General features: G+C 74.1%; 23 protein-coding genes. 8 read left to right on the forward strand and 15 right to left on the reverse strand.

The window, feature by feature from the left end:
• Positions 1 to 89: 89 nt before the first annotated feature.
• Positions 90 to 1,007, reverse strand: a complete 918-nt coding sequence (locus tag ABD323_RS06445) for an RNA polymerase sigma factor (RefSeq protein WP_344440204.1) — start codon at positions 1,005 to 1,007, stop codon at positions 90 to 92.
• Positions 1,004 to 1,894: a haloalkane dehalogenase gene (locus ABD323_RS06450; protein WP_344440206.1), complete on the reverse strand. Its 891-nt coding sequence runs from the start codon at positions 1,892 to 1,894 to the stop codon at positions 1,004 to 1,006. The genes ABD323_RS06445 and ABD323_RS06450 overlap by 4 nt, the downstream gene beginning before the upstream one ends.
• A 185-nt stretch (positions 1,895 to 2,079) precedes the next feature.
• On the opposite strand from ABD323_RS06450, the gene ABD323_RS06455 reads away from it, so the two are divergent.
• The gene (locus ABD323_RS06455; RefSeq protein ID WP_344440210.1) at positions 2,080 to 3,228 is read left to right on the forward strand and encodes an adenosine deaminase; all 1,149 of its coding nucleotides are present in this window, start codon (positions 2,080 to 2,082) and stop codon (positions 3,226 to 3,228) included.
• Positions 3,229 to 3,445: 217 nt separating this feature from the next.
• Positions 3,446 to 3,835 carry an ATP-binding protein gene (locus ABD323_RS06460; RefSeq protein ID WP_344440211.1) on the forward strand — a complete coding sequence of 130 codons (390 nt, stop codon included), beginning with the start codon at positions 3,446 to 3,448 and terminating at the stop codon, positions 3,833 to 3,835.
• A 135-nt stretch (positions 3,836 to 3,970) separates the two neighbouring features.
• Here the strand turns inward: ABD323_RS06460 and ABD323_RS06465 are convergent, their stop codons facing one another.
• The 5 genes from ABD323_RS06465 to ABD323_RS06485 form a co-directional block, all read right to left on the reverse strand.
• Positions 3,971 to 4,153 (reverse strand): PspC domain-containing protein, encoded by a 183-nt coding sequence (locus tag ABD323_RS06465; RefSeq protein WP_344440212.1) that lies wholly within the window; start codon positions 4,151 to 4,153, stop codon positions 3,971 to 3,973.
• 251 nt (positions 4,154 to 4,404) lie between these two features.
• Positions 4,405 to 5,070, reverse strand: coding sequence for a VanZ family protein (locus tag ABD323_RS06470; protein WP_344440214.1), 666 nt, complete (start codon positions 5,068 to 5,070; stop codon positions 4,405 to 4,407).
• Between the two features lie 344 nt (positions 5,071 to 5,414).
• Positions 5,415 to 5,786, reverse strand: a complete 372-nt coding sequence (locus tag ABD323_RS06475; RefSeq protein ID WP_344440216.1) for a hypothetical protein — start codon at positions 5,784 to 5,786, stop codon at positions 5,415 to 5,417.
• Between the two features lie 56 nt (positions 5,787 to 5,842).
• Positions 5,843 to 7,462, reverse strand: coding sequence for a sensor histidine kinase (locus ABD323_RS06480; protein ID WP_425555877.1), 1,620 nt, complete (start codon positions 7,460 to 7,462; stop codon positions 5,843 to 5,845).
• Positions 7,463 to 7,513: 51 nt separating this feature from the next.
• Positions 7,514 to 8,191: a response regulator gene (locus ABD323_RS06485; protein ID WP_344440220.1), complete on the reverse strand. Its 678-nt coding sequence runs from the start codon at positions 8,189 to 8,191 to the stop codon at positions 7,514 to 7,516.
• Between the two features lie 243 nt (positions 8,192 to 8,434).
• Between ABD323_RS06485 and ABD323_RS06490 the strand changes: the two genes are divergently transcribed.
• The gene (locus ABD323_RS06490; RefSeq protein WP_344440222.1) at positions 8,435 to 9,355 is read left to right on the forward strand and encodes a SigE family RNA polymerase sigma factor; all 921 of its coding nucleotides are present in this window, start codon (positions 8,435 to 8,437) and stop codon (positions 9,353 to 9,355) included.
• Positions 9,356 to 9,551: 196 nt separating this feature from the next.
• On the opposite strand, the gene ABD323_RS06495 is transcribed toward ABD323_RS06490, so the two are convergent.
• From ABD323_RS06495 to deoC, 4 genes are all read right to left on the reverse strand, one after another.
• The gene (locus ABD323_RS06495) at positions 9,552 to 10,199 is read right to left on the reverse strand and encodes an ATP-binding protein (protein ID WP_344440223.1); all 648 of its coding nucleotides are present in this window, start codon (positions 10,197 to 10,199) and stop codon (positions 9,552 to 9,554) included.
• A 282-nt stretch (positions 10,200 to 10,481) separates the two neighbouring features.
• The gene (locus tag ABD323_RS06500; protein ID WP_344440225.1) at positions 10,482 to 11,384 is read right to left on the reverse strand and encodes an aldehyde dehydrogenase family protein; all 903 of its coding nucleotides are present in this window, start codon (positions 11,382 to 11,384) and stop codon (positions 10,482 to 10,484) included.
• Complete coding sequence (locus ABD323_RS06505) at positions 11,377 to 12,918, reverse strand: aldehyde dehydrogenase family protein (RefSeq protein ID WP_344440227.1); 1,542 nt, start codon at positions 12,916 to 12,918, stop codon at positions 11,377 to 11,379. The genes ABD323_RS06500 and ABD323_RS06505 overlap by 8 nt, the downstream gene beginning before the upstream one ends.
• 5 nt (positions 12,919 to 12,923) lie before the next feature.
• Positions 12,924 to 13,910 carry a deoxyribose-phosphate aldolase gene (gene deoC / locus ABD323_RS06510; RefSeq protein ID WP_344440287.1) on the reverse strand — a complete coding sequence of 329 codons (987 nt, stop codon included), beginning with the start codon at positions 13,908 to 13,910 and terminating at the stop codon, positions 12,924 to 12,926.
• A gap of 104 nt (positions 13,911 to 14,014) precedes the next feature.
• Here deoC and ABD323_RS06515 point away from each other — a divergent pair, with 104 nt between their 5' ends.
• Entirely contained in the window at positions 14,015 to 14,767 is a 753-nt protein-coding gene (locus ABD323_RS06515) for a TetR/AcrR family transcriptional regulator (protein ID WP_344440229.1), read from the forward strand.
• A 70-nt stretch (positions 14,768 to 14,837) separates the two neighbouring features.
• Here ABD323_RS06515 and ABD323_RS06520 read toward each other — a convergent pair whose 3' ends face one another.
• Positions 14,838 to 15,488 (reverse strand): YbhB/YbcL family Raf kinase inhibitor-like protein, encoded by a 651-nt coding sequence (locus ABD323_RS06520; RefSeq protein WP_344440231.1) that lies wholly within the window; start codon positions 15,486 to 15,488, stop codon positions 14,838 to 14,840.
• Between the two features lie 211 nt (positions 15,489 to 15,699).
• Between ABD323_RS06520 and ABD323_RS06525 the strand changes: the two genes are divergently transcribed.
• The 3 genes from ABD323_RS06525 (at position 15,700) to ABD323_RS06535 (ending at position 18,289) form a co-directional block, all read left to right on the forward strand.
• Positions 15,700 to 16,446: an ABC transporter ATP-binding protein gene (locus tag ABD323_RS06525; protein WP_344440233.1), complete on the forward strand. Its 747-nt coding sequence runs from the start codon at positions 15,700 to 15,702 to the stop codon at positions 16,444 to 16,446.
• Positions 16,443 to 17,180 carry an ABC transporter permease gene (locus ABD323_RS06530; protein ID WP_344440235.1) on the forward strand — a complete coding sequence of 246 codons (738 nt, stop codon included), beginning with the start codon at positions 16,443 to 16,445 and terminating at the stop codon, positions 17,178 to 17,180. Before ABD323_RS06525 ends, ABD323_RS06530 begins: the two co-directional genes overlap by 4 nt.
• A gap of 119 nt (positions 17,181 to 17,299) precedes the next feature.
• Positions 17,300 to 18,289: a zinc-binding dehydrogenase gene (locus ABD323_RS06535; RefSeq protein WP_344440237.1), complete on the forward strand. Its 990-nt coding sequence runs from the start codon at positions 17,300 to 17,302 to the stop codon at positions 18,287 to 18,289.
• 25 nt (positions 18,290 to 18,314) lie between these two features.
• Here the strand turns inward: ABD323_RS06535 and ABD323_RS06540 are convergent, their stop codons facing one another.
• Together ABD323_RS06540 and ABD323_RS06545 are read right to left on the reverse strand one after the other, a co-directional pair.
• Positions 18,315 to 18,857, reverse strand: coding sequence for a HEAT repeat domain-containing protein (locus tag ABD323_RS06540; protein WP_344440239.1), 543 nt, complete (start codon positions 18,855 to 18,857; stop codon positions 18,315 to 18,317).
• 61 nt (positions 18,858 to 18,918) lie between these two features.
• Positions 18,919 to 19,650, reverse strand: a complete 732-nt coding sequence (locus ABD323_RS06545; protein WP_344440241.1) for an N-acyl homoserine lactonase family protein — start codon at positions 19,648 to 19,650, stop codon at positions 18,919 to 18,921.
• Positions 19,651 to 19,808: 158 nt separating this feature from the next.
• Between ABD323_RS06545 and ABD323_RS06550 the strand changes: the two genes are divergently transcribed.
• Entirely contained in the window at positions 19,809 to 20,117 is a 309-nt protein-coding gene (locus ABD323_RS06550) for a hypothetical protein (protein ID WP_344440243.1), read from the forward strand.
• A 37-nt stretch (positions 20,118 to 20,154) separates the two neighbouring features.
• Here the strand turns inward: ABD323_RS06550 and ABD323_RS06555 are convergent, their stop codons facing one another.
• Positions 20,155 to 22,386 (reverse strand): carbohydrate-binding module family 20 domain-containing protein, encoded by a 2,232-nt coding sequence (locus ABD323_RS06555; RefSeq protein ID WP_344440245.1) that lies wholly within the window; start codon positions 22,384 to 22,386, stop codon positions 20,155 to 20,157.
• Positions 22,387 to 22,518 lie beyond the last annotated feature (132 nt).

Genomic DNA, 22,518 nt, shown 5'->3' on the forward strand with positions numbered 1-22,518 from the left:
GCCTGGCCGCCCGTCTGCCCGACCGCCGGCCTGCCTGCCTTCCTGGCTGCCGGCCGGCCGGCCGACCTGCCGCGGGCGCCACCCGCGGCTCAGTCGACCAGCGGGTAGCGCCCGGAGTTCAGCAGCGCCAGCACCGCGTCGGTGCGGGCCTGCGGGGCGGCGTAGTCCGGGTGCGCCTGCAGCACCGCGGCGGCCTGGTGCAGCCGGCGCAACTGCGTGGCCGCGGCCACCACCTCGCGCGCCGCGGCCACGTCGCGCCCGCCGGGGCTGACCGGGTGGGTGGCGAGGGCCGGCCGGCGGGGGTCGAGCCGGCCCGACCGCACCGCCGTGTCGACCCGCCTGGCGCACCGGCAGGCCGCCGCCGGATTGACGATCCCGCAGCTGGCGCCCATGAAGGCCCGGATCCGCCGGCGGGCCCGTTCCAGCCGCTTGCGGTAGGTGGCCGGCGTGGTGTCCAGGATCCAGGCGGCCTCCGCCCCGGGCAGCTCGAAGACCTCGCCCAGGACGTAGGCCACCCGCTCCTCGCGGGCCAGGCACTGCAGGACGGCCTGCGAGCAGCTGAGCCGGACCTCCTCGGAGAGCAACCGGGCCTCCGGGCCCTCGTAGTCGGCCTCCGCCAGGCCCTCCAGCAGCTTCTCGCCGAACACGTCCAGGGTGAGCCCGGCCGCCTCCGGTCCGGACCTGCGGCGCAGCCCCAGCAGGTAGGTGACGCCGATCCGGTAGGCCCAGGTGAGCAGCCGCGCCTCGGCCCGCCAGGTGGCCAGCCGGGTGATCACCTTGATCAGGATCTCCTGGGTGGCGTCCTCGGCGTCCGCCGGCCGCCAGGCCATCCGCAGGGCCAGCCGGTAGAGCGGGTCCTGGAGCCCGCGGACCACCTGTTCCAGCGCCGCCCGGTCGCCGTCGACGGCACGGGCGACCAGGGCGACCTCGGCCGCGAGCTCGGGAGAGGGTCCGGCGTCGGGTCCGGGCGCGGGCGCGGGCTGCGCGGTGGGTCGGGTCTGGGTCATGCGCCCGAGCCTGCCACGGCCAGCCGGTGGCGTTCGAGCCAGTTCGCGATCGCCGAACCGATCGCCACCGGCTGGTCCTCGGGCGCGTGGTGGCCCGCCCGGCCGATCGACTCGACCTCCAGGGCCGGGAAGGTCCGCGCGGCCCACGCGGCGTTCTCCGCCGAGCCCATGCCCACGCCGTTCTCCACCGTCATCAGCAGCTTCGGCACCTCGGGGGTCCCGGCCAGCCACCGGCCGTAGTCGAGCATCCGCTGGTGCACGTCGGCCGGCTCGCCGTCGAAGGGGATCTCGCACGGCCAGGCCAGCAGCGGCCTGCGCGAGGCGGGGTCCGGGTAGGGCGCGCGGTAGACGTCGTGGTCCTCGGGCGCGAGGCCGGTGACCACCCCGTGCGGCAGGTTGAACTCGATGAAGGTGTTCTCCTCCAGCAGCTTGGCCGCGCCCTGCGGCGTGCGGTACGAGCGGAACAGCTCGGCGCCCTGCGGGGGGAGGTCCGACCAGCTCAGCGGGCGCAGGAAGGTCTCGACCAGCGCCACCGCGCGCACCCGGCCCGGGTGCCGGGCCGCCCAGTCCAGGCCGAGCGCGCCGCCCCAGTCCTGGCCGACGACGACCACCTCGCCCAGCTCCATGGCCTCGAACCAGGCGTCCAGGTAGCGGACGTGGTCGACGAAGCGGTAGTCGATGTCGGGCTTGCCGGAGGCGCCCATGCCGATCAGGTCGGGGGCCAGGCAGCGGGCCCGGTCGGCGACCAGCGGGGTGACGCCCCGCCACAGGTGGGAGGAGGTGGGGTTGCCGTGCAGGAAGACCACCGGCAGGTCGCCGCCGCCGGTCTCGGTGTAGGCGATGAACGAGTCGTGGACGGCGACGGTCCGGGGGGCGGTGGTGATCACGGTGGCGGATCCTTCCGGGTCGGGTGGTGCTGGTACTCGGTTGGATGCGCGGGAGGGGGCCGTTGTGACCGGTGCGGCCGAACTTTTTTCCGGCGCGGCCCACCGCGGAGGAGACGGTGACCTGGCCGGCGGCGTGATCGTCGTGGCGAGTAGGAATCTACGCGCGTAGGCGCTACACTTCCGCGATGGAGAAGCAGATCACCGTCCCCGCGGGCACCACGGCCCCGCGTGTCCCCACCGCCGACCAGATCCGCCGCGCCCCCAAGGTGCTGCTGCACGATCACCTGGACGGCGGCCTGCGCCCCGAGACGATCGTCGAGCTGGCCGCCGCGTGCGGCTACCAGGGGCTCCCCACCACCGACCCGGCCAAGCTCGGCATCTGGTTCCGCGAGGCCGCCGACTCCGGTTCGCTGGTCCGTTACCTGGAGACCTTCGCGCACACCTGCGCCGTCATGCAGACCCGTGACGCGCTGGTGCGGGTCGCCGCCGACTGCGCGGAGGACCTGGCCGCCGACGGCGTCGTCTACGCCGAGGTCCGCTACGCGCCCGAGCAGCACCTGGAAGCCGGCCTGAGCCTGGACGAGGTCGTCGAGGCGGTCAACGAGGGCTTCCGCCTCGGTGAGGCCAACGCCCGCGCCAACGGCCACCGGATCAAGGTGGGCACGCTGCTCACCGCGATGCGCCACGCCGCCCGCTCGCAGGAGATCGCCGAGCTGGCCAACCGCTACCGCGACGCCGGCGTGGTCGGCTTCGACATCGCGGGCGCCGAGGCCGGTCACCCGCCGACCCGCCACCAGGGCGCCTTCGACTACCTCAAGGGCGAGAACAACCACTTCACCATCCACGCGGGCGAGGCCTTCGGCCTGCCGTCGATCTGGGAGGCCCTGCAGTGCTGCGGCGCCGACCGGCTCGGCCACGGCGTGCGGATCATCGACGACATCACCGTCCACGAGGACGGCACCGTCGCGCTGGGCCGCCTGGCCGCGTACGTGCGCGACAAGCGGGTCCCGCTGGAGATGTGCCCGACCTCCAACCTGCAGACGGCGGCGGCGAGTTCGTACGCCGAGCACCCGATCGGGCTGCTCAGCCGGCTGAAGTTCCGGGTCACCGTCAACACCGACAACCGGCTGATGAGCGGGACCAGCATGAGCCAGGAGTTCGCGCACCTGGTGGAGGCGTTCGCGTACGGGCTGGACGACATGCAGTGGTTCACCGTGAACGCCATGAAGTCGGCCTTCCTGCCCTTCGACGAGCGCCTCGCGATGATCAACGAGGTGATCAAGCCGGGCTACGCCGAGCTCAAGGCCGAGTGGCTGTTCGGGGCGTCGGCCTGACGGTCGATCAACTCGCCTCGGGGGGCTGGCGGTAGGACTGTCGGACGAGTAATCCGAGTGGGTGACGCGCCTTTGGTCCGTGCGTGGCGCTGTGTCTACGGTGAGCCAGTCACTGCTGACACGGACACGGTGCGGCGGCGTGAGCCATGGCGCCTGCCTCGGTGCGCGCCCCGCGCCTGCCCGCCCACCAGCCCCCCGAGGACACGAGGACGCACTCATGAAGCAGGCCACTCTCAAGGCCGCCGGTACCGTGGCGCTCGGCGTCGCCGTCGCGGCGGTCGCGGCCGGTTCGGCCTCGGCCGCCGCCAGCGGCGGTCTCGGCCTCCCCACCAGCGCGCTGGGGGACACCGGTAGCCTGACCAGCTCGCTCAACAAGGCGCCGGCGGTCGGCGGCCCGGTCTCGCAGACCACGGGCATGCTCAACCCGAACGCCGGCAGCCAGGCCCCGGCCTCCGCGGAGGGCCAGGCCGCCGAGCGTGCCGTGCCGGCCGGTGCGACCCGCGGCCTGCCGGTCGGGGCGGTGCAGGGCGCGGTCTCCAAGGCGCCCGTCGCCGGCGCGCTGGGCAGCCTGGTCCCGGTGGGCGGTGGCCTGCCGATCGGCGGCTGACCGGCGGCGGCCCACCGGCGCCTGACCGCCGTCCGCCGCCCGCCGTCACCATGCCGACAGGGCCGCCCGCTCCGCGTGTCGCGGGGTGGGCGGCCCTGTGCCGTGCCGGGTGGGGCGCGCGGTGGCGCGGGCCGGTCACGGCTCCTGCGGCAGGAGGAGCCAGAGCGCCAGGTAGATCAGGAACTGCGGCCCGGGCAGCAGGCAGGACGCCAGGAAGATCAGTCGCACGGTCCACGCGGTGAGGCCGAAGCGCTCGCCGATACCGGCGCAGACGCCGGCGAGGATGCGGTTGTGCCGGGGGCGGGCGAGGGTGCGCATGGTGGTCTCCGAGCTTTCGCGGGGCGGTCCCGGTTGCTCCCGGGTGGCTTGACTCCATCGTGGCCGCCGGCGGACCGAGCGGCGTCAGCCCGGATGCCGATCCGGCACCCCGGAGTCTGCGAGGGGCGGCGCGGCCCTCTCTCGGGGTCGGCGTCAGGGTCGGCCCTGAGCACCGGGGGGCCGCCGGGGCGCGGCGGCGGGCGGCGGGGAGCGGAGTTCGGTGCGGGGAGCGGTGGTGGGCCGGGCGGGGCTCAGCGGCGGCCGTGCTCGACCAGGCCGGCCGGGACGGGGCCGGCGGTGAGCACCGAGGCGGGGGCGCCGGTCCTGACCGGGGCGGAGAGCCGCAGCACGGTGGGGGTGGTCGGGGCCGCGCTCTGCGGTGCGGTCGGGCCCGCGGTGGTGCGGGTGGCCGGTGCGGGCCCGGCCGGCGCGGTCGCGGGTGCGGTCGCCGGCGCCGGGGCGGGTGCGCCGCGGGGCACGGACCGGCCGTGGGTCCGCAGTGCGGCCCGGCCGTACGGCACGACCGCCAGGTGCGCCAGGGCGGCGCCGAACACGGCGAGCAGCACGTCGTCGACGTTGAGGATGCGGGTGCCGAGCCAGGTCTGCAGGACCTCCAGCGCGGTGGCGATCACCCCCGAGGCCGCCGCGGCCTGGAGGAACGAGGGCAGCCAGGCCCGCCGCAGCCGTCCGCCGACCAGCGGGAGCAGCACCCCCAGCGGTGCCCCGCCGAGCAGCGGCCCGGCCAGTGCGCGCAGCGCGTCCGTGGAGCCGAGTGCCAGCGCGCGGTGGATCGAGGAGAACGGGGTGAGGTTGGCGTCGTAGGCCCAGGGGCCGGTGGGCGTCGACCGCAGCGCGAACCAGCCGGCGACCAGGAGGTACAGGGCGAGCAGCACCGCCCCCAGCAGGCGCAGCCGCACCGGCACCGCCTCGGGGCCGTGTTCCGGTGTGGACGGAAGGCCGCTTGCCGACAGGCCCGCCACGGGCTGCCGGTCGTCTCCGGTTCGCACACTGTCGCGCGCGCTCGGCGCGCCGGTGCCGTCTCGCTGCACGCTCCCCAGGACGCGTGTGCCGGGGCGGGTGGTTCCCGTGGGTGGCCGGATCGGTTCGGGCCCGACCCTCCCCGCCCGCCCGGCGGATCCGGTCGCACCGGCCCTGAGGTGCGGTTTCGGCCGTACGGGCGGGGTCCGGAGGGGGGCAGCCGCACGGCCGTTCGGTCGGGCCGGATCCCGCTTTCACCCGGACGGCCCAGAGCCGACAGGCCTCAGTCGCAGCGCTGGGCGGTGTTCGCGCTCGGGGTGGTGGAGGGCAGGGCGCTGAAGAGGCTGCCGCCGGGGGTGGCCGGCGCCGCGCTGGGGGTGCTGGTGGGCGCGGGCGAGACGCTGGGCGCGGCGGAGGCCGACCGGGTCGCCCCCTTGGCGACGGTGGGCGCCGGGGTGGTCGGCGCGGCCGGCGGGTGCACCGGGCTCGAGCAGGCGGTGCGGCTGGCCGGCGCGCCCGCGTCCACCGGGATCGCGGTGGGCCGGATCCCGCAGCCGGTGGCCAGCGCGCTGGTGAGCGCCGCGACGCCCAGGGCCGCGGCCCAGCGCCGGTACCGCCCGTGGCGCCCCGGCACGGCTGCGTCCGCTCCCGTCATCGTCGTGGTCCTCACGGTCCTCGCCCCGGACCGCTGCCCGCTACCGCTGACCTGCATCACCGTCCAGCCCTCCGCCCGGGTCCGTCCTGCGGGCCCCCCGAGCTTCGCACGTCCGCCGGGCCGCCCGCGCCGCCCGGGTCGTGCGGCGCCAGGCCGTCGCGGGCCGGCGGGACCAGCGGCAGGCGCAGCGTGAACACCGCGCCGCCGGTGCCGGCCGGGGCGTTGGCGGCGGTGATGGTGCCGCCGTGGATCTGCGCGTTGGCCATCGCGATGGAGAGCCCGAGCCCACTGCCCTCCGAGCGGGCCCGCCCCTTGTCGGCCTTGTAGAACCGGTCGAAGACGTGCGGCAGCACGTCCGGCGGGATGCCCGGACCGCTGTCCGAGACCGCCACGACCACCTCGCCGGCGCCGGTCGGCCCCACCCCGCGGCTGACGCGCACCCGCACCGGCGAGCCGCCGTGCTTGAGCGCGTTGCCGATCAGGTTGGCGAAGACCACGTCGAGCCGGCGCGGGTCGACCACGGCCAGGATCCCGCGCGGGGCGTCCACCTCCACCGCGTCGTACCAGGCCCGCCCGTCGATGCAGGACGTGATCAGGTCGGCGATGTCCATCTCGTCGGCGACCAGCTTGGCGGTGCCGGCGTCGAACCGGGTGACCTCCATCAGGTTCTCCACCAGGTCGGAGAGCCGCCGGGTCTCGCTCACCACCAGTCGTACGGCCGGCTCGATCATCGGGTCGAGCGACTCGGCCTCGTCCTCCAGGATGTCGGTCACCGCGGTCATCGCGGTGAGCGGGGTGCGCAGTTCGTGCGACATGTCGGCGACGAAGCGGCGGCTCTGCGCCTCGCGGGCGCTCAACTCCTTGACCTGATCGGAGAGGGCCTGCGCGGTGCTGTTGAACGTCCTTGCCAGGTCGGCGAGTTCGTCCGCACCACTGACCTCGAGCCGGGTGTCGAGCTCGCCCTGGCCCAGCAGCCTGGCCGCGTCGCCGAGTTGGCGCACCGGACGGAGCACGGTGGCGGAGGCGGCCTGCGCCAGCAGGGTGGCGGCGATCAGCGCCAGCGTGGTGGCCACCGCCAACGACCAACCCAGGGTGTTGAGATCGGCCCGCTCGTTGTCCAGCGACTTGAACATGTACGCGGTCGGCCCGCTCGGCACCACCCGGGTGCCGCCCACCACGAACGGCTCGCCGTCGATGTTCACCCGCTGCCAGTACAGGTGGTACGCGTACGGGTTGCCCGGGCCCACCGTGCGCGGCTTGGGGACGGCGGCGGCCAGCGCGGCCGGCACCTGGGCCGGTGTGAACCGCGGGTCGGAGACGGCCGTGCAGTCGGGCTGGTTCTCGTCCACCACCACGACGTTGTAGCTCAGCCCGGAGCTGGCCACGTCGTTGGCCAGCTGGACGAGTTGGGGGCAGCTCGCGCCGAGCGGCAGGTTGGAGACGTTGCGGCTGAGCGAGACCCGGAAGTCGTTCAGGGCGGTGTCCTGGGCGCGCTTGAGCACCGCGTCCCGGTTGAGCCAGTAGGCGATGCCCGAGGCGGAGACGGCGGCGGTCAGCGCCACCACGGCGAAGACCGCGGCCAGCCGCACCCGCAGCGAGCTGAGCCGCAGCCGTCGCCACAGGCCGGAGGCCAGGTTGCGGCGGTTCTGAAGGTCGGTCACGAGTGGGGTAGCCATTCGGTGTCGGCAGGGCGGGGCCGGGTCAGGCGCCGCCTGGGCGCGCCCCGGTCAGGACGGCGGGTCCAGACGATAGCCCACCCCGCGCACCGTGCGGATCAGGGTGGGGGCCGAGGGCACGTCCTCGACCTTGGCCCGCAGCCGCTGGACGCACGCGTCCACCAGGCGCGAGTCGCCCAGGTAGTCGTGCTCCCAGACCAGGCGCAGCAGCTGCTGGCGGGAGAGCGCCTGGCCCGGTCGCCGGCTCAGCTCCAGCAGCAGCCGCAGCTCGGTCGGCGTCAGCTGCAGGTCCTCGCCGTCCTTGGTGACGGTCATCGCGGAGCGGTCGATCACCACCGAGCCGTAGGCGGAGGAGTCGGAGCTCTCCCGCTCCCCGCGCCGCAGCACGGCCCGGATCCGGGCGTCCAGCACCCGGGGCTGGACCGGCTTGACCACGTAGTCGTCGGCGCCGGACTCCAGCCCGACCACCACGTCGATGTCGTCCGAGCGCGCGGTGAGCAGGATGATCGGCAGTTGGTCGGTGCGCCGGATGCGCCGGCAGACCTCGAAGCCGTCGATTCCGGGCAGCATCACGTCCAGCACGATGAGGTCCGGCCGCTGCTCCTTGAAGAGCTTCAGGCCGTCCTCGCCGGAGGCAGCGGCGGCCACGCGGTGGCCCTGGCGGGTGAGGGCGAGTTCGAGGCCGGTGCGGATGGCGTCGTCGTCCTCGATCAGTAGGAGGAATGGCACGCGCTCATTCTGGCTTACCGGGTGTGCCGCCGGGAACCGTGGAGCGGGGCCCGGCGTCCTGGGCATCGAGTGGCACGAACGGGACTTTGGTCCCGTCCCTTGTGACACCGCTGTGACAGTCGCCGGACACCGCCATGACGGGCGGCGGGCAAGCTTTCCCTTGTCACCGCGTCGGACCAGCAGGAACGGGCCGCGGCGGGGGCACTGGAAAGGACCCGCTCGGACCGAACATGGGGGCGCACGATGAACGCAACGCTTGAGACCCGGGGCATCTGGGATGCGCACAACCCGGCCGTCCGCGGCGTTCGTCCCTCGGCGCACGCCAGGACCGAGCACGGCCGGATAGAACACGGTCGGGTCGAGCAGTGTTCGGGGGCCCGCCGGTCGGTCGGCGGGAGCAGGACGGGGGAGCTGCACGGGGTGGCCCGGGCAGGGGTCGCGGCGGCCGTGGTTGTTCCGGGGGGGACCATCACGGCGGGGGGCGTCCTGGGGGAGAAGGCCAAGGGGCGCGGTGCCGACTCGGGGGAGTCGGTCCGCGAGGCCACGGGCGCCACCCTCTACCGGCTGCGGCCGGTGGAGGTGCCCGCCCCGCGTGACGAGCAGGGAGGCGTGCAGGGGGAGCACTCGGCCACCGCGGAGGAGCACCTCGCGGAGTTCACCGCGTACGTGCGCGAGCGCCGCGCCTCCCTGTACGCCACCGCCTACCACCTGACCGGTGACCGCTTCGAGGCCGAGGACCTGCTGCAGAGCGCCCTCTTCAGCACCTACCGGGCCTGGGGCCGGATCACCGACAAGGCCGCCGTCGGCGGCTACCTGCGCCGCACCATGACCAACCTGCACATCTCGGCCTGGCGCCGGCGCAAGCTCAACGAGTACCCCACCGAGGAGCTGCCGGAGACGGTCGGCGACACGGACGCGATGGGCGGCACCGAGCTGCGTGCCGTGCTGTGGCAGGCGCTCGTCAAGCTCCCGGAGAACCAGCGCACCATGCTGGTGCTGCGCTACTACGAGGGCCGCACCGACCCGGAGATCGCCGGCATCCTCGGCATCAGCGTCGGCACCGTCAAGAGCAGCATCTGGCGCGCGCTGCGCCGGCTGCGCGACGACGAGCAGCTCAACCGCACCGGTGACACCGCGCACGCCTTCGGCGAGCTGGTGGCGTAACCGGGCACACAAGGACTCCCGTCGGGGGACGGGGTGAGGATCGCGGAGCCGGCCGAGGGCTCGGGGGAGCCGAAGGCCGGAGGGAAGCCGCGATCCCGCACAGAAAAGCAGCTGGGCCCGCGTCTCGGGAGAGGACGCCGGGCCCAGCTGCACGTGCGCTGCCGGTGGGGTGCGCGCACCGGGGGCGGGGGCGCGGTCAGGCGCTGACCGCCACCGGCCGGGCCGCGTGGACGGTGGCACGCACCCGGGCGGTCGCCTCCGGGCCGGCGCAGGCGTGCGCGCCGAGCGCGACCTGGCGGGCCACGATGCCCCGTTCGGCACGCATCAGCCGCCAGCCGCGGCGCAGCAGGTAGGGGACCGACTTGCGGCCCTCGCGCACGTCGCGGCGAAAGCGCCGCCAGGCGGTGGTCAGCGGCCGGTTGCGCAGGCAGAGCGCGTCGCCCAGCAGGCCCTCGGCCTCGCAGCGGGCGACCAGTTCGGCCGCGAAGATGCCCTCGGCGATGAAGGCGGGCGCGCCGTCCAGGTCGAGGGTGCGGCTGCCGGCACGGCCGTTGGCCGGGATCGAGTACACCGGCACCTCGGCCCGGCCCCGCTCGACCAGCAGCCGGATGGCGGCCAGTGCCTCGCCACCGTGCCAGGAGAGCGGCGAGTCCCAGTCCGTCCCGGTGCCGTCGGCCAGCAGCGGCAGCGTCGGGTCGTCGCCGTCCTTGTAGAAGTCGTCGAGTTGGAGCACCGGCAGGCCGGCGCGCTCGGCCAGCGAGGACTTCCCCGATCCCGAGGGGCCGGAGAGCAGCACCACGCGGGCACGGGTGGTCGAGGCGGCGTTCAGCGGGGAGTCACTCACGAGTCACCAGTCTGACGCATCAGGTGCGGTGCCCGGAACCCGTGGGACCGGCAGTGGCATAACCCACATCGGGCGGCCGGTACTTCGGGCCCGCGGTCCGGACCGTCCTTCGGAACGCCGGGCGGTGCGGGCATGGGACGGGCCCGCGCCAGGGGGGGTGAGGCGCGGGCCCGTCAGTGGCGCGTCCGGGCCCCTGGGGGGAGTAGGGGCACTGGGGACGGCCAGTCTGTGGAGTTGTCCACCGGTCGGTCGGTCGCCGGGGCGGCCGACCGGGCTGCGGTGCTACTGACCCAGCGGATGCCAGACCGTCTTGGTCTCCAGGAAGGAGAGTAGCCGGTCGGTGCCGGGGGCACGGGTCCAGTCCTGCGCCGCCGGGTCGAGCGACGGGCGCAGCACGCGCTTCAGCGTATCGGCGGGCGCCTCCTCCAGGGCGCGCGCCGCGCCGGGTCCTTCGCCTGCGATCGCACCGGCGAGGTCCAGCGCGTTGACGTCCTGGTGCGAGGCCAGGGTGGGCGCGATGTCCGCGGTCCGGCCGGAGATCAGGTTGACCACGCCGCCGGGCAGGTCCGAGGTGGCCAGCACCTCGCCCAGCGAGAGCGCCGGCAGCGGCGCGTCCGCGGCCGCCGCGACCACCGCGGTGTTGCCGGTGGCGATCACCGGGGCGATCACCGAGACCAGGCCCAGGAAGGAGTACCCGTACCCGGCCTGCGGGGCGACGACGCCGACCACGCCGGTCGGCTCGGGCACCGAGAGGTTGAAGTACGGACCGGCCACCGGGTTGGCGGAGCCGGCGATCTGCGCCACCTTGTCGGTCCAGCCCGCGTACCAGACCCAGCGGTCGATGGCCTGCTCGACCAGCGCGGCCGCCTTCTTGCCGCTCAGTCCCTCGGCGGTGGCCACCTCGGCGGCGAACTGCTCACGCCGTCCCTGGAGCATCTCGGCCACCCGGTAGAGCACCTGGCCGCGGTTGTAGGCGGTGGTGCCCGCCCAGCCCTTGACCGCCGCCCGGGCCGCGAGCACCGCGTCACGGGTGTCCTTGCGGGTGCCCAGCGGGGCGTTGGCCAGCCACTGGCCCTTGCTGTCGGTCACCTCGTACACCCGTCCGCTCTCGGAGCGCGGGAACTTCCCGCCGACGAACAGCTTGTAGGTCTTCAGCACGTCCAGGCGCGCGGAGAGCTCAGACATCACGGACCCCGACATTCAAGTACATCTCCAGACCGTGGCGGCCACCCTCGCGGCCGTAACCCGACTCCTTGTACCCGCCGAACGGCGAGGACGGGTCGAACTTGTTGAAGGTATTGGCCCAGACCACACCGGCCTTGAGGCGCTCGGCGGTCCACAGGATCCGCGAGCCCTTCTCCGTCCAGATGCCGGCGGACAGGCCGTACTGGGTGTTGTTGGCCTTCTCGACCGCCTCGGCGGGGGTGCGGAAGCTCAGCACCGAGAGCACCGGTCCGAAGACCTCCTCGCGGGCGATCCGGTGCGCCTGACTCACGCCGGTGAAGATGGTGGGCGCGAACCAGTAACCGGCGGAGGGCAGTTGGCACTCGGGGGCCCAGCGCTCGGCGCCCTCGGCCTCGCCCGCGGCGGTCAGCTCGCGGATCCGGGCCAGCTGGGCGGCCGAGTTGACGGCGCCGATGTCGGTGTTCTTGTCCAGCGGGTCGCCGAGGCGCAGGGTGGACATCCGGCGCTTGAGCGCCTCCAGCAGCTCGTCCTGGATCGACTCCTGGACCAGCAGCCGGGAGCCCGCGCAGCAGACGTGGCCCTGGTTGAAGAAGATGCCGTTGACGATGCCCTCGACGGCCTGGTCGATCGGCGCGTCGTCGTAGACGATGTTCGCCGCCTTGCCGCCCAGCTCCAGCGACAGGCGCTTGTCGCTGCCGGCCAGCTGGCGGGCGATGGCGCGGCCCACGTTGGTCGAGCCGGTGAAGGCGACCTTGTTGACGTCCGGGTGCGCGGTGAGCGCGGCGCCGGTGCGGCCGTCGCCGGTGACGATGTTGACGACACCCTTGGGCAGGCCGGCCTGGCGGCAGATCTCGGCGAACCGCAGGGCGGTCAGCGGGGTGGTCTCGGCCGGCTTCAGGACGACCGTGTTGCCGGTGGCCAGCGCCGGGGCGATCTTCCAGGCCAGCATCATCAGCGGGAAGTTCCACGGGATGACCTGCCCGGCCACGCCCACCGGGCGCGGGTTGGCGCCGAAGCCGGCGTAGTCCAGCTTGTCGGCCCAGCCGGCGTAGTAGAAGAACCAGGCGGCGACCATCGGCAGGTCGAAGTCGCGGGTCTCGCGGATCGGCTTGCCGTTGTCGATCGACTCCAGCACGGCCAGCTCGCGCGAGCGCTCCTGGACGATCCGGGCGATCCGGTACAGGTACTTGGCGCGCTCGCTGCCGGGCAGCGCCGACCAGTCGGTGAACGCCTTGCGGGCGGCGGCGACCGCCCGGTCGACGTCCTCCTCGGTGCCCTGCGCGAACTCGGCGAGCACCTGCTCGGTGGCCGGGTTGACGGTCTTGAGCGCCTCGCTGCCGCTGGAGTCGACGAACTCGCCGCCGATGAAGTGGCCGTAGGAGGTCGCGATGTCGCCGGCCGCGGCGGGGGACTCCGGGGCCGGGGCGTAGGCGAACAGGCCGCCCCTGGCGGGGGCGGGGGCGCTCGCCGCGGCGGCGGGCGCGGGGGCCTGGGCGGCCGCGGCGGGGGCCTCGGTCTTCTTGGTCTTGGCCATGGTGATCAGTCCACCGTCACGTAGTCGGGACCGGAGTACCGTCCGGTGCTGAGCTTCTGACGCTGCATCAGCAGGTCGTTGAGCAGGCTGGAGGCGCCGAAGCGGAACCAGTGCGGGGACAGCCAGTCGTCGCCGAGGGTCTCGTTGACCATGACGAGGTACTTCATGGCGTCCTTGGTGGTCTTGATGCCGCCGGCCGGCTTCACGCCGATCTGCACGCCGGTGGCGGCCCGGAAGTCGCGCACCGCCTCGAGCATCAGCAGCGTCACCGGGGGAGTGGCGTTGACGGTGACCTTGCCGGTGGAGGTCTTGATGAAGTCCGCGCCGGCCAGCATCGCCAGCCAGGAGGCGCGACGCACGTTGTCGTAGGTCTGCAGTTCGCCGGTCTCGAAGATCACCTTGAGGTGGGCCGCGGTGCCGTCGGGGCGCCGGCAGGCCTCCTTGACGGCGGTGATCTCCTGGAAGACGTCCAGGTAGCGCCCGGAGAGGAAGGCGCCGCGGTCGATCACCATGTCGATCTCGTCGGCGCCGGCGGCCACCGCGTCGGCGGTGTCGGCCAGCTTGACCGGCAGCGCGGCGCGCCCGGCCGGGAAGGCGGTGGCGACCGAGGCGACCTGGATGCCGGTGCCCTGCACGGCGGCCTTGGCGGTGGCGACCATGTCCGGGTAGACGCAGATCGCGGCGACCCGCGGGGCGGTCGGGTCGCTGGGGTCGGGGTGCTTCCCCTTGGTGCACAGGGCGCGCACCTTGCCGACCGTGTCCGCGCCCTCCAGCGTGGTCAGGTCGATCATCGAGATGGCGAGATCGATCGCGAAGGCCTTGGCCGTCGTCTTGATCGAACGCGTACCGAGGGAGGCGGCGCGGGCTTCCAGGCCGACGGCGTCGACGCCGGGCAGGCCGTGCAGGAAGCGGCGGAGCGAGGCCTCGGAGGCGGCGACGTCGCTCAGGCCGCTGCCCGCGGCGCCGGGGGCGGTGGCTGCAACAGTGGACATAGTCACCAGATCAGCATATCTACGCGCGTAGCCATCCGCTAGGGGGCCCCTGCTTCGATGCGGGACCGAGATCTGGGAGGGGTGGGTCGGGCGAGAATGGTGGGATGGCCTCCGAATCCCAGCCCGCTGCCGAGCCGTCCGCCGCCCGGCCCGTCGCTGCGCCTGCCGTCGAGGCGGACGCTGCCTTGCCGGAGGCCGCCGTGCCCGCCGTCGTGCGGGACGCTGCTGCGTCCGACGCCCGGGCGAGCGCCGCGCCGCCCGCGCGCCGGCGCACCGGTCGCCGGCCGGGCGGGCCGGACACCCGGGCGGCGGTGCTGGAGGCGGCCCGCACGGAGTTCGGCTCGCGGGGCTACGAGAAGGCGAGCATGCGGGCGATCGCCCGCGGCGCCGGGGTGGACGCGGCACTGCTGCACCACTACTTCGGCACCAAGGACCGGCTCTTCCTGGCCGCCCTGGAGTTCCCGGTCGACCCGCAGGTGGTGGTCGAGCAGGTGATCGCCGGCGACCGCTCGGCGGTCGGCGAGCGGGTGGCCCGCTTCGTCCTCGCGATCTGGGAGCAGCCGGCCGTGCTGACCCGGCTGCTCGCGGTGATCCGCGCGGCGGCCACCACCGAGGAGGTCGCGCAGCTGATGCGGGAGTTCGCGGTGGACCAGCTGGTGCGTCGGATCGCGGCCGAACTGGACGTCGAGCAGGCCGACCTGCGGGTGGAGCTGATGGTCTCGCAGATCGTCGGGCTGGCGATGGCGCGGTACGTGCTGCGGATCGAGCCGCTGGCCTCCGCCGGACCCGAGGACCTGGTGCCGCTGCTCGCCCCGACCTTCCAGCGCTACCTCACCGACGGGCGCGGGCCGGTCTGAGCCGGGCCCGCGCCGGGGCGTGGGGGCGCCAGGGCGTGCGTGTCGGGCGGGCGTCCCGTAGGCCCGGGGCCTACGGGAGGCGGAAGGTGCCGATCATGACGGTGGACCCGAGCACGGCCGGGTCGATCGTGCCGAGCAGCTGCTCGTAGCTGAGCGCGTCGCCGGGCACCGAGGGAGTGTCGAGCGCGTACAGCGTGAAGATGTAGTGGTGGGTCTGCCCGGTGGCGGGCGGGCAGGGGCCGCCCCAGCCGACCACGGGCACGCCGTTGGCCTGCCAGCTGGTGGTGCCCTGGGTGTACTCGACCGTGCCGTGGCCCTTGAGCCGGCCCGCGCTGCCGGGGATGTCGTAGACCACCCAGTGGTGCCAGCCGCCCGCGATCGGGGCGTCCATGTCGTTGACGAGGAGCACGTAGCTCCGGGTGCCGGCCGGCGCGTTGCGCCAGTCGAGTTCGGGCGCCAGGTTCCTGCCGTTGCAGCGCGTCTGGTGGGCGGGGTCGCCGAACTCGGTCCAGGTGGGGAGCTTGCCGCCGTCGCGGAAGTCGGGGCTGGTGAGCGTGAACGGTGCCAGGTGGGCGGGGGCGGGGTTCGAGGCGGCGGCCGGGGTGGCCGCGGCGGCGCCGCTCAGCGTGAGCGCGGCGGCCAGGACGGTGGCCGCGAGCCCGGCGCCGCGCGGGCGGCGGCCCGGGCGGGCGGCGCCGGTCGCGGACGCGGGTGTGGGCATGGACCTGGGCATGGACGTGGACATCTGGACCCCCCGTGACGGCCGGCCTGACCGGACGTCAAAGCCGTTGCGGGACAAGCTAGATGCCGTCATCGGCCCGGGGCAATGCCCGATCGGGCACTCTTGGTGCGCGCCGCGGCGGCGGAGTGCGGATCGTGGTCCGCTGCGCCGGCCGCTTGACGGGCGCCGTGCGGCGCGCAAAACTCATCACATGATGAATTCAAGGCCGCGGGCCGTCCCCGCGATCCGGGCAGCCGGCCTGAGCGTGGTCCGCGGCGGCCGCACCGTCCTGCACGACCTGGACCTGGAGGTCCCGCCGGGTTCGATCACCGGTCTGCTCGGCCCCAGCGGCTGCGGCAAGACCACCCTGCTGCGCTCGGTGGTCGGCGTGCAGCGCACCGCCGCCGGGCGCGTCGAGGTGCTCGGGCTGCCGGCCGGCAGTGCCGCGCTGCGCAGCAAGGTCGGGTACGTCACCCAGGCGCCCTCGGTCTACAGCGACCTCTCGGTCGCCGAGAACCTGCGCTACTTCGCCGCGGTGCTCGGCGTGCCGGCGCGCGACGCGGCCCGGGTGGTCGCCCAGGTCGGCCTGACCGGTCGCGAGCACGATCTGGTCGCCCGGCTCTCCGGCGGCCAGCGGGCCCGGGTCTCGCTCGCCGCGGCCCTGCTGGGACACCCCGAGCTGCTCATCCTGGACGAGCCGACGGTCGGCCTCGATCCGGTGCTGCGCCAGGAGTTGTGGCAGCTCTTCCGGCGACTCGCCGACGACGGCGCGACCCTGCTGGTCTCCAGCCACGTCATGGACGAGGCCGTGCGCTGCGACCGGCTGCTGCTGATGCGCGAGGGCCGGCTGCTGGCCGACGGCAGCCCGCAGGACCTGCTGGACCGCACCGGGACGGCCGACATCGACGCCGCCTTCCTCGCCCTCGTCGCCACCACCCAGCCCGAGGTGACCGCATGAACCTCTCCCGCACCCTCGCCACCGCCCGCCGTGTCCTGGCCCAGCTGCGGCACGACCCGCGCACCATCGCCCTGCTGCTGGTGGTCCCGTGCGTCCTGCTGACCCTGCTGCGGTTCATGTACGACGGCCAGCCGCACGCCTTCGACCGGATCGGCGCCGCGCTGCTGGGCATCTTCCCGCTGCTGGTGATGTTCCTGGTCACCTCGGTGGCGATGCTGCGCGAGCGGACCAGCGGCACCCTGGAGCGCCTGCTGACCATGCCGCTGGGCCGCCTCGACCTGCTGCTCGGCTACGCGCTGGCCTTCGGCGTGGTGGCGCTGCTGCAGGCGGGCGCGGCCTGCGCGCTCACCCTGGGACTGCTCGGGCTCAAGGTGGTCGGCCCGACCTGGCTGCTGGTCGCGGTCGCGCTCGGCGACGGCCTGCTCGGCATGGCGCTGGGCCTGTTCGTCTCCGCCTTCGCGGCCACCGAGTTCCAGGCCGTGCAGTTCCTGCCCGCCGTCCTGCTGCCGCAACTGCTGCTCTGCGGCCTCTTCGTGCCGCGCGAGCGGATGGCCACCGGCCTGCACTGGGTCTCGGACGCCCTGCCGCTCTCCTACGCGGTGGACGCGATGGCCCGCCTGGGGACGGACAGCGGTGTGAGCGGTACCACCGTGCTCGACCTCGCCGTCATCGCGGGCGCGGCCCTGCTGGCGCTGGCCCTGGGCGCGGCCACCCTGCGGCGGCGCACGGCGTGAGCGGTGCCGGCGGGCCGGGACTTACGGTGCTTGACCTCAAGTCGACTTGACGTTTCATGATGACTCCGGACCGGGACGATCTCGGATCCCGGCACGTCGGATCCCGGCACGGAGGAATCATGCGCGCGGTGTGGCTCAAGGAGTTCGGTGCTCCGCAGGTGCTGGTGGCGGGGGAGGCGGCGGAACCGGCGGCCGGCGCGGGGCAGGTCCTGGTGGAGGTGGCGTACGCCAACATCACCTTCGTGGAGACCCAGTTCCGGGCGAGCGGGGCGGGACCGTTCCGCGCCGAGCTGCCGATGATCCCCGGCAACGGGGTCGGCGGGGTGGTCACCGCACTCGGCGAGGGGGTCGACCGGCGGTGGCTGGGGCGGCGGGTGGTGAGCACCACGGGCGGCGCCGGCGGGTACGCCGAGCGGGTCGCGGTCCCCGCCGCAGGGCTCTTCGAGGTACCGGACGGCCTCGCGCTGGACGCCGCCGTCGCGCTGCTCGCCGACGGGCGCACCGCCGTGCTGCACCTGCGGGCCGCCGGGGTCCGCCCGGGTGACCGGGTGCTGGTCGAGGCGGCCGCCGGCGGGGTGGGCAGCCTGCTGGTGCAGCTCGCCAAGGCGGCCGGCGCGCGGGTGGTCGCGGTCGCGGGCGGCGCGCGCAAGCTGGAGCTGGCCCGTGAGTTGGGCGCGGACGTCGCCGTCGACTACCGGGAGGCCGACTGGGCCGACCGGGTCAGGGCGGCCGTGGGGGCGGTGGACGTGGTCTTCGACGGAGTCGGCGGGGAGATCGGCCGGACCGCCTTCGAGCTGCTCGCCCCCGGTGGGCGCCTCGTCAGCTACGGCCTGGCCAGCGGCGCCTGGACCGGCGTCTCGCCCGAGCAGGCCGCCGAACGCGGGGTCCGGCTGGTCACCGGCGACCGCACGCCCGAGCACCTGCGGGCCTGCACCGACCACGCGCTCGCGCAGGCGCTGGCCGGCCGGCTGCGTCCGGTAATCGGCGCCCGCTTCCCGCTGGAGCGCGCCGCCGACGCGCACGCGCTGATGGAGGCGCGGGGCACGGTCGGCAAGACGCTGCTGGAGACGGCCGGCGCACCGCGGGCGCGGCGCGGTCCGGTCCGCTAGCGGGACGCGGGACGCGGGACGCGGGTCAGTGGGGCGTGGGTGGGGCGGTCCGTTCGTAGATGGTCCCGCCGGGGGTGTACCAGCCCGCCTTCTTGCGGACGGCCGGGCTCGGGTCCGTGCGGTGCGACGCCTGCAGGGCGGCGAGCGCCCGGGGGTCGGTGTGGACGAACCTGCCGACGAGCTCGGCGGCCATCGACCGGGCCCGTGGGGCGGGGTCGTCGGCCAGGTGTCGCAACGCGGGTTCCAGGACCTGGTCCTGGCCCGGCGCGCAGGTGTCGCCCTTGCAGCGGTCGCAGGCCAGGGCGTGCAGCGCCGCGATCCTGACCCGGGCGTCGGGGTCGTCGGCCATGGCGATGAGCTGGCCCATGGACTCGGTGTCGACCAGGTGGTCCAGCAGCCGGCAACAGCCCTCGCGGACGCCCGGGTTCGCGTCCCGCAGGCCGGCCCGGATGGCGTCGAGCGCCTCCGGTCCACGGCGCAGCAGTTCCCGGTAGGCCCCCACGGTGCGCTGTGGGTCGCCCAGGCACGAGACGAGGGCGGAGTGGTCGGTCCTGGCGAATCCGAGCATGGACCCAGTGTCGGCGCGACCCGCGAGCCCCGCAAAGGGATTTCGCGAAGCCCTGGGCCGGTCAGTCCAGCGGCTCCCAGATCGCCGCGTCGTGGGCGAACAGCACGCGGTCCGGGGCGAGTTCGGCGATCCGGTCCAGCCAACCGGGGTAGTGGGGCAGCGGCGGGTCGACCGCGTCGCGGTGGGCCTGGCGGGCGAGTTGGTCCGAGCCGAACTCGGAGGCGAAGTCGCGCGCCTGGCCGGCCAGCAGCAGCGTCGCGTCCGGCTGTTCGACGAGCAGTGACTGGTGGCCCGCGGTGTGCCCCGGCGTGGGGATGATCCGCACGCCCGGCCAGACCTCCAGTTCCCCCTCCACCTCGCGGTAGGTCACTTCGGGGAAGTCCACCAGGTGGTCCAGGGTGTAGTGGCCGCGCCGGGCGCGGGCCAGTTCCGTGCGCTGGACCAGGATCGGCGTGCCGGGCGCCAGCAGCGGGTTGCCGCCGCAGTGGTCGAAGTGCAGATGGCAGTTGACCACCACCGAGACGTCGGCCAGGTCGACTTCCGCCGCCGCGAGCGCCTGTGCCAGCGGCCGGCGACGCGGACGGTAGTGGGCCTCGGTCTGCGGCTCGCCGCCCCCGATGCCGGTGTCGAAGAGCAGGAGACCTTCGGGTCGGCGCACCAGGTAGCCGAGGACGGGCTCCACCCGCGGTTGCCCGGTGCCGGTCTCCGAGGCGGGACGGACGAACGAGCCCAGGTCGAGCCGGCGCGTCGTGAACGGTCCGGTGCGGGTGGGGGTGTGCGGACCCACGGACATCCTCCAAATGTGATCGTGCGATTGGCATAACCATCTGGCAACCCGTCAGAAATCGGCAAGTCCGAAGCGGGGACCGATCCGTCGCCGGGCGGGTAGTACGGCCCGGGGGAGGGGTAGCGTCCTGGTAAGGGGAGTGAGTACCGGGGGAGGTGGCACGGGTGGTCGAGTCGGCGAAATGGCCGGTGATCTGGACCGGGTTCCTGATGATCGCGGTGAGCGTGCGGTTGGCCGCGACGGCGCGGATGCACCGTCACCGGCGGCTGGCCCGGGGCAGGCGTCCGAGCCACCTGGAGTGGGTGCCCGCCCTGGTGGGACTGCCGGCGGTGCTCGGCGCGGCCCCACGGATCCTGTGCGCGGGCCACGACGTGCTGATGGCCGCGGACGAGGTCGGGCTGGTGCTGTTCGTGGCGGCCTGCGGGTTGCTGCTCTACGGGGTCGTGGTGCTGGCCCGGCGGGTGCCGCGCTGATCGTGGCGGCCGCCGGGCCCCGGGAGCTGGCGGGGTGCTACTTCCAGGTGTCGGAGAGGGTCACCGAGCCACCCGCGCCGGTGGTGCAGGTGCGGTTGTCGCCGGACTCCCAGGTGACGTTCCCGGCCGCGTCCTTGAGCAGGTACTTGTAGGCGAAGGCGGTGGCGGCGGGGAGCGTCACCGTGCCGGTCCAGTTCGGGTAGGCCGCGGAGGACAGGGCGAGTGCCGCGTTCGGGTCCCAGCTGCCGAGCTGGGGGATCGAGCCGACCAGGTAGACGTTCTGGCCCCACACGGTGGTCCGGTTCTCGCTGAAGTTCACCGTCACCTGTCCGGTCGAACTCCCCTGTCCCCAGGTGTCGTCGAGCGTCGCGCCGCTCGTCGTGGTGGTGGCGGTGCGGTTGTCGCCGGGCTCCCAGGTGACGTTCCCGGCGGCGTCCTTGAGCAGGTACTTGTAGGCGAAGGCGGTGTTGGCGGGCAGCGGCACGGTCGCGCTCCACACCGGGTAGCCGGTGGCGGCCAGCGGGATCGCCGCGTCGGGGTTCCAGCCGCCGAGTTGGGGGATCGAGCCGACCAGGTAGAGGTTCTGGCCGGGCACGGTGGTCCGGGTGGCGTGGAAGGTCTCGCTGACCGTGCCGGTCCCGGTGCCGGTCGGGGTCGGGGTGGGGGTCGGGCTCGGTGTCGCCGTCGGCGTGGGGGTCGGCGACGGGCTGGGGCAGCCGGCCGTGCAGCCGGCGCCGGTCGCGTACAGCGCCACGGAGTCGCCGGCCGCCACCGTGACGGTGGCCCGGCCGGTGGCGTCCACCGTCACCCGCGGCCCGCTGCAGCCGCCGCCGGCGGACGGGTCACCGTGCACCACGTCGCAGTAACTCCCGGCCGCCAGGCCGGTGGTGAAGCTCTGGGTGACGGCCGTCCCGCTGTTGTTGAGGGCGATCCAGGCGGTACCGCCACGCGAGAACGCGATGGCGTTGTTCCCGTTGTCCCACCAGTTGGCCACCGGCTGGCCCTGCGCCGCGTTGTGCCAGCCGACCAGGTTGGCGATGCCCTGCACCCGGTCGGTGCAGACCCAGGCGGCCGAGGAGCAGTCGGTGGCGGTCACGAAGCCGCCCGCGTCGGCCGGCGGGGAGTCGTCGGAGGCGGCGAAGGCGAAGCCGGAGTAGACGCTGGGGGTCCCGTAACCCCAGGCGAGCATGAACTCGTTGGCGAGCCGGAACTGCGCGCCGCTCTTGTAGTTCAGCGTGGAGCCGTCCCGCTCGGTGTCGTGGTTGGTGACCATCGAGCCGTCCTTGGCACTGGGCTCCAGGCCCCAGCTCTGGCCGAACGTCCGCAGACCCGCGATGTTGCCCTGGAACTGGCCCTTCAGGGCGTCGGCGTAGTCGAATCCGATCAGGCTGCCGTTGCTCTCGAAGGCGGCGGGCGCGAGGTTGCCGCTGCTGCCGGGGAAGACCTCCTGCAGCACGAACGGGCGTCCGCCCGCGAGGGTGCCGGTCAGCCGGGACTCGATGTTCGCGAGGTCGGCCTGGTTGATGTGCTTGGCCGCGTCCACCCGGAAGCCGTCGACGCCGTAGCCGAGCAGCTTGTTGAGGTAGCCGGCCTCCGCGGCGCGCACGTGGTCGCTCTCGGTGCGCAGGTCCTCCAGCGAGAGCAGGTCGCACTCCTGCACCTGGGTCTGGTTGTTCCAGTCGGTGATGGCCAGGCCGGAGTTGGGGCAGTCGCCGGGGTAGCCGTGGAAGTCGCCCGGGCCGTAGGGGACCTGCTGGTAGCTCCGGGCGGCGGTGGAGAAGCCGTCGCCGCCGTAGGAGTCGGTGCTGGACTGGTTGGAGCCGGCCATGTGGTTGAGCACCACGTCCGCGTAGACCCGCACGCCGGCGCCGTGGCAGGTCGCCACCATGGCCTGGAACTGCGCCTCGGTGCCCATCCGGCTGTTGAGGTCGTAGCCGACCGGCTGGTAGACGTCCCACCAGGGGTGCGGGGAGCCGGCCAGCCGGATCGAGTCCTCGGGCGGGGCGACCTGGACGGCGCCGTAGCCCTTGGGGCCCAGCACGCCGGTGCACTCGGCGGCGACCGAGGACCAGTTCCACTCGAAGAGGTTGGCGATCACGTCGCCGCCGGTGGCCGTGGCCGCCGCGTGGGCGCTGGACTGCAGGCCCAGGGGTGCCAGCGCACCGGCGAGCAGGGCGCCGGCGGCGACCAGCGCGGCGCGCGGGGCGCGGAAGGAGGGAGTGGGGGTGGGGGTGGAGGTTCTGGTCCGGTCTCGACGGAGCAGTCTCATGGCAGAGGACTCCCGAAAGAGGGGGTGGGGGTGGACCGTGCAACGCCCGGTCGGCGCGGCTCGACGATCCCGCCCCCCTGAGGCAGCGTCAAGACTTCGGTGAAACATTTCAGAAACTTGCGGAAAGTTCTT

Source organism: Kitasatospora nipponensis, assembly GCF_039528135.1.
GTDB classification, from domain to species: domain Bacteria; phylum Actinomycetota; class Actinomycetes; order Streptomycetales; family Streptomycetaceae; genus Kitasatospora; species Kitasatospora nipponensis.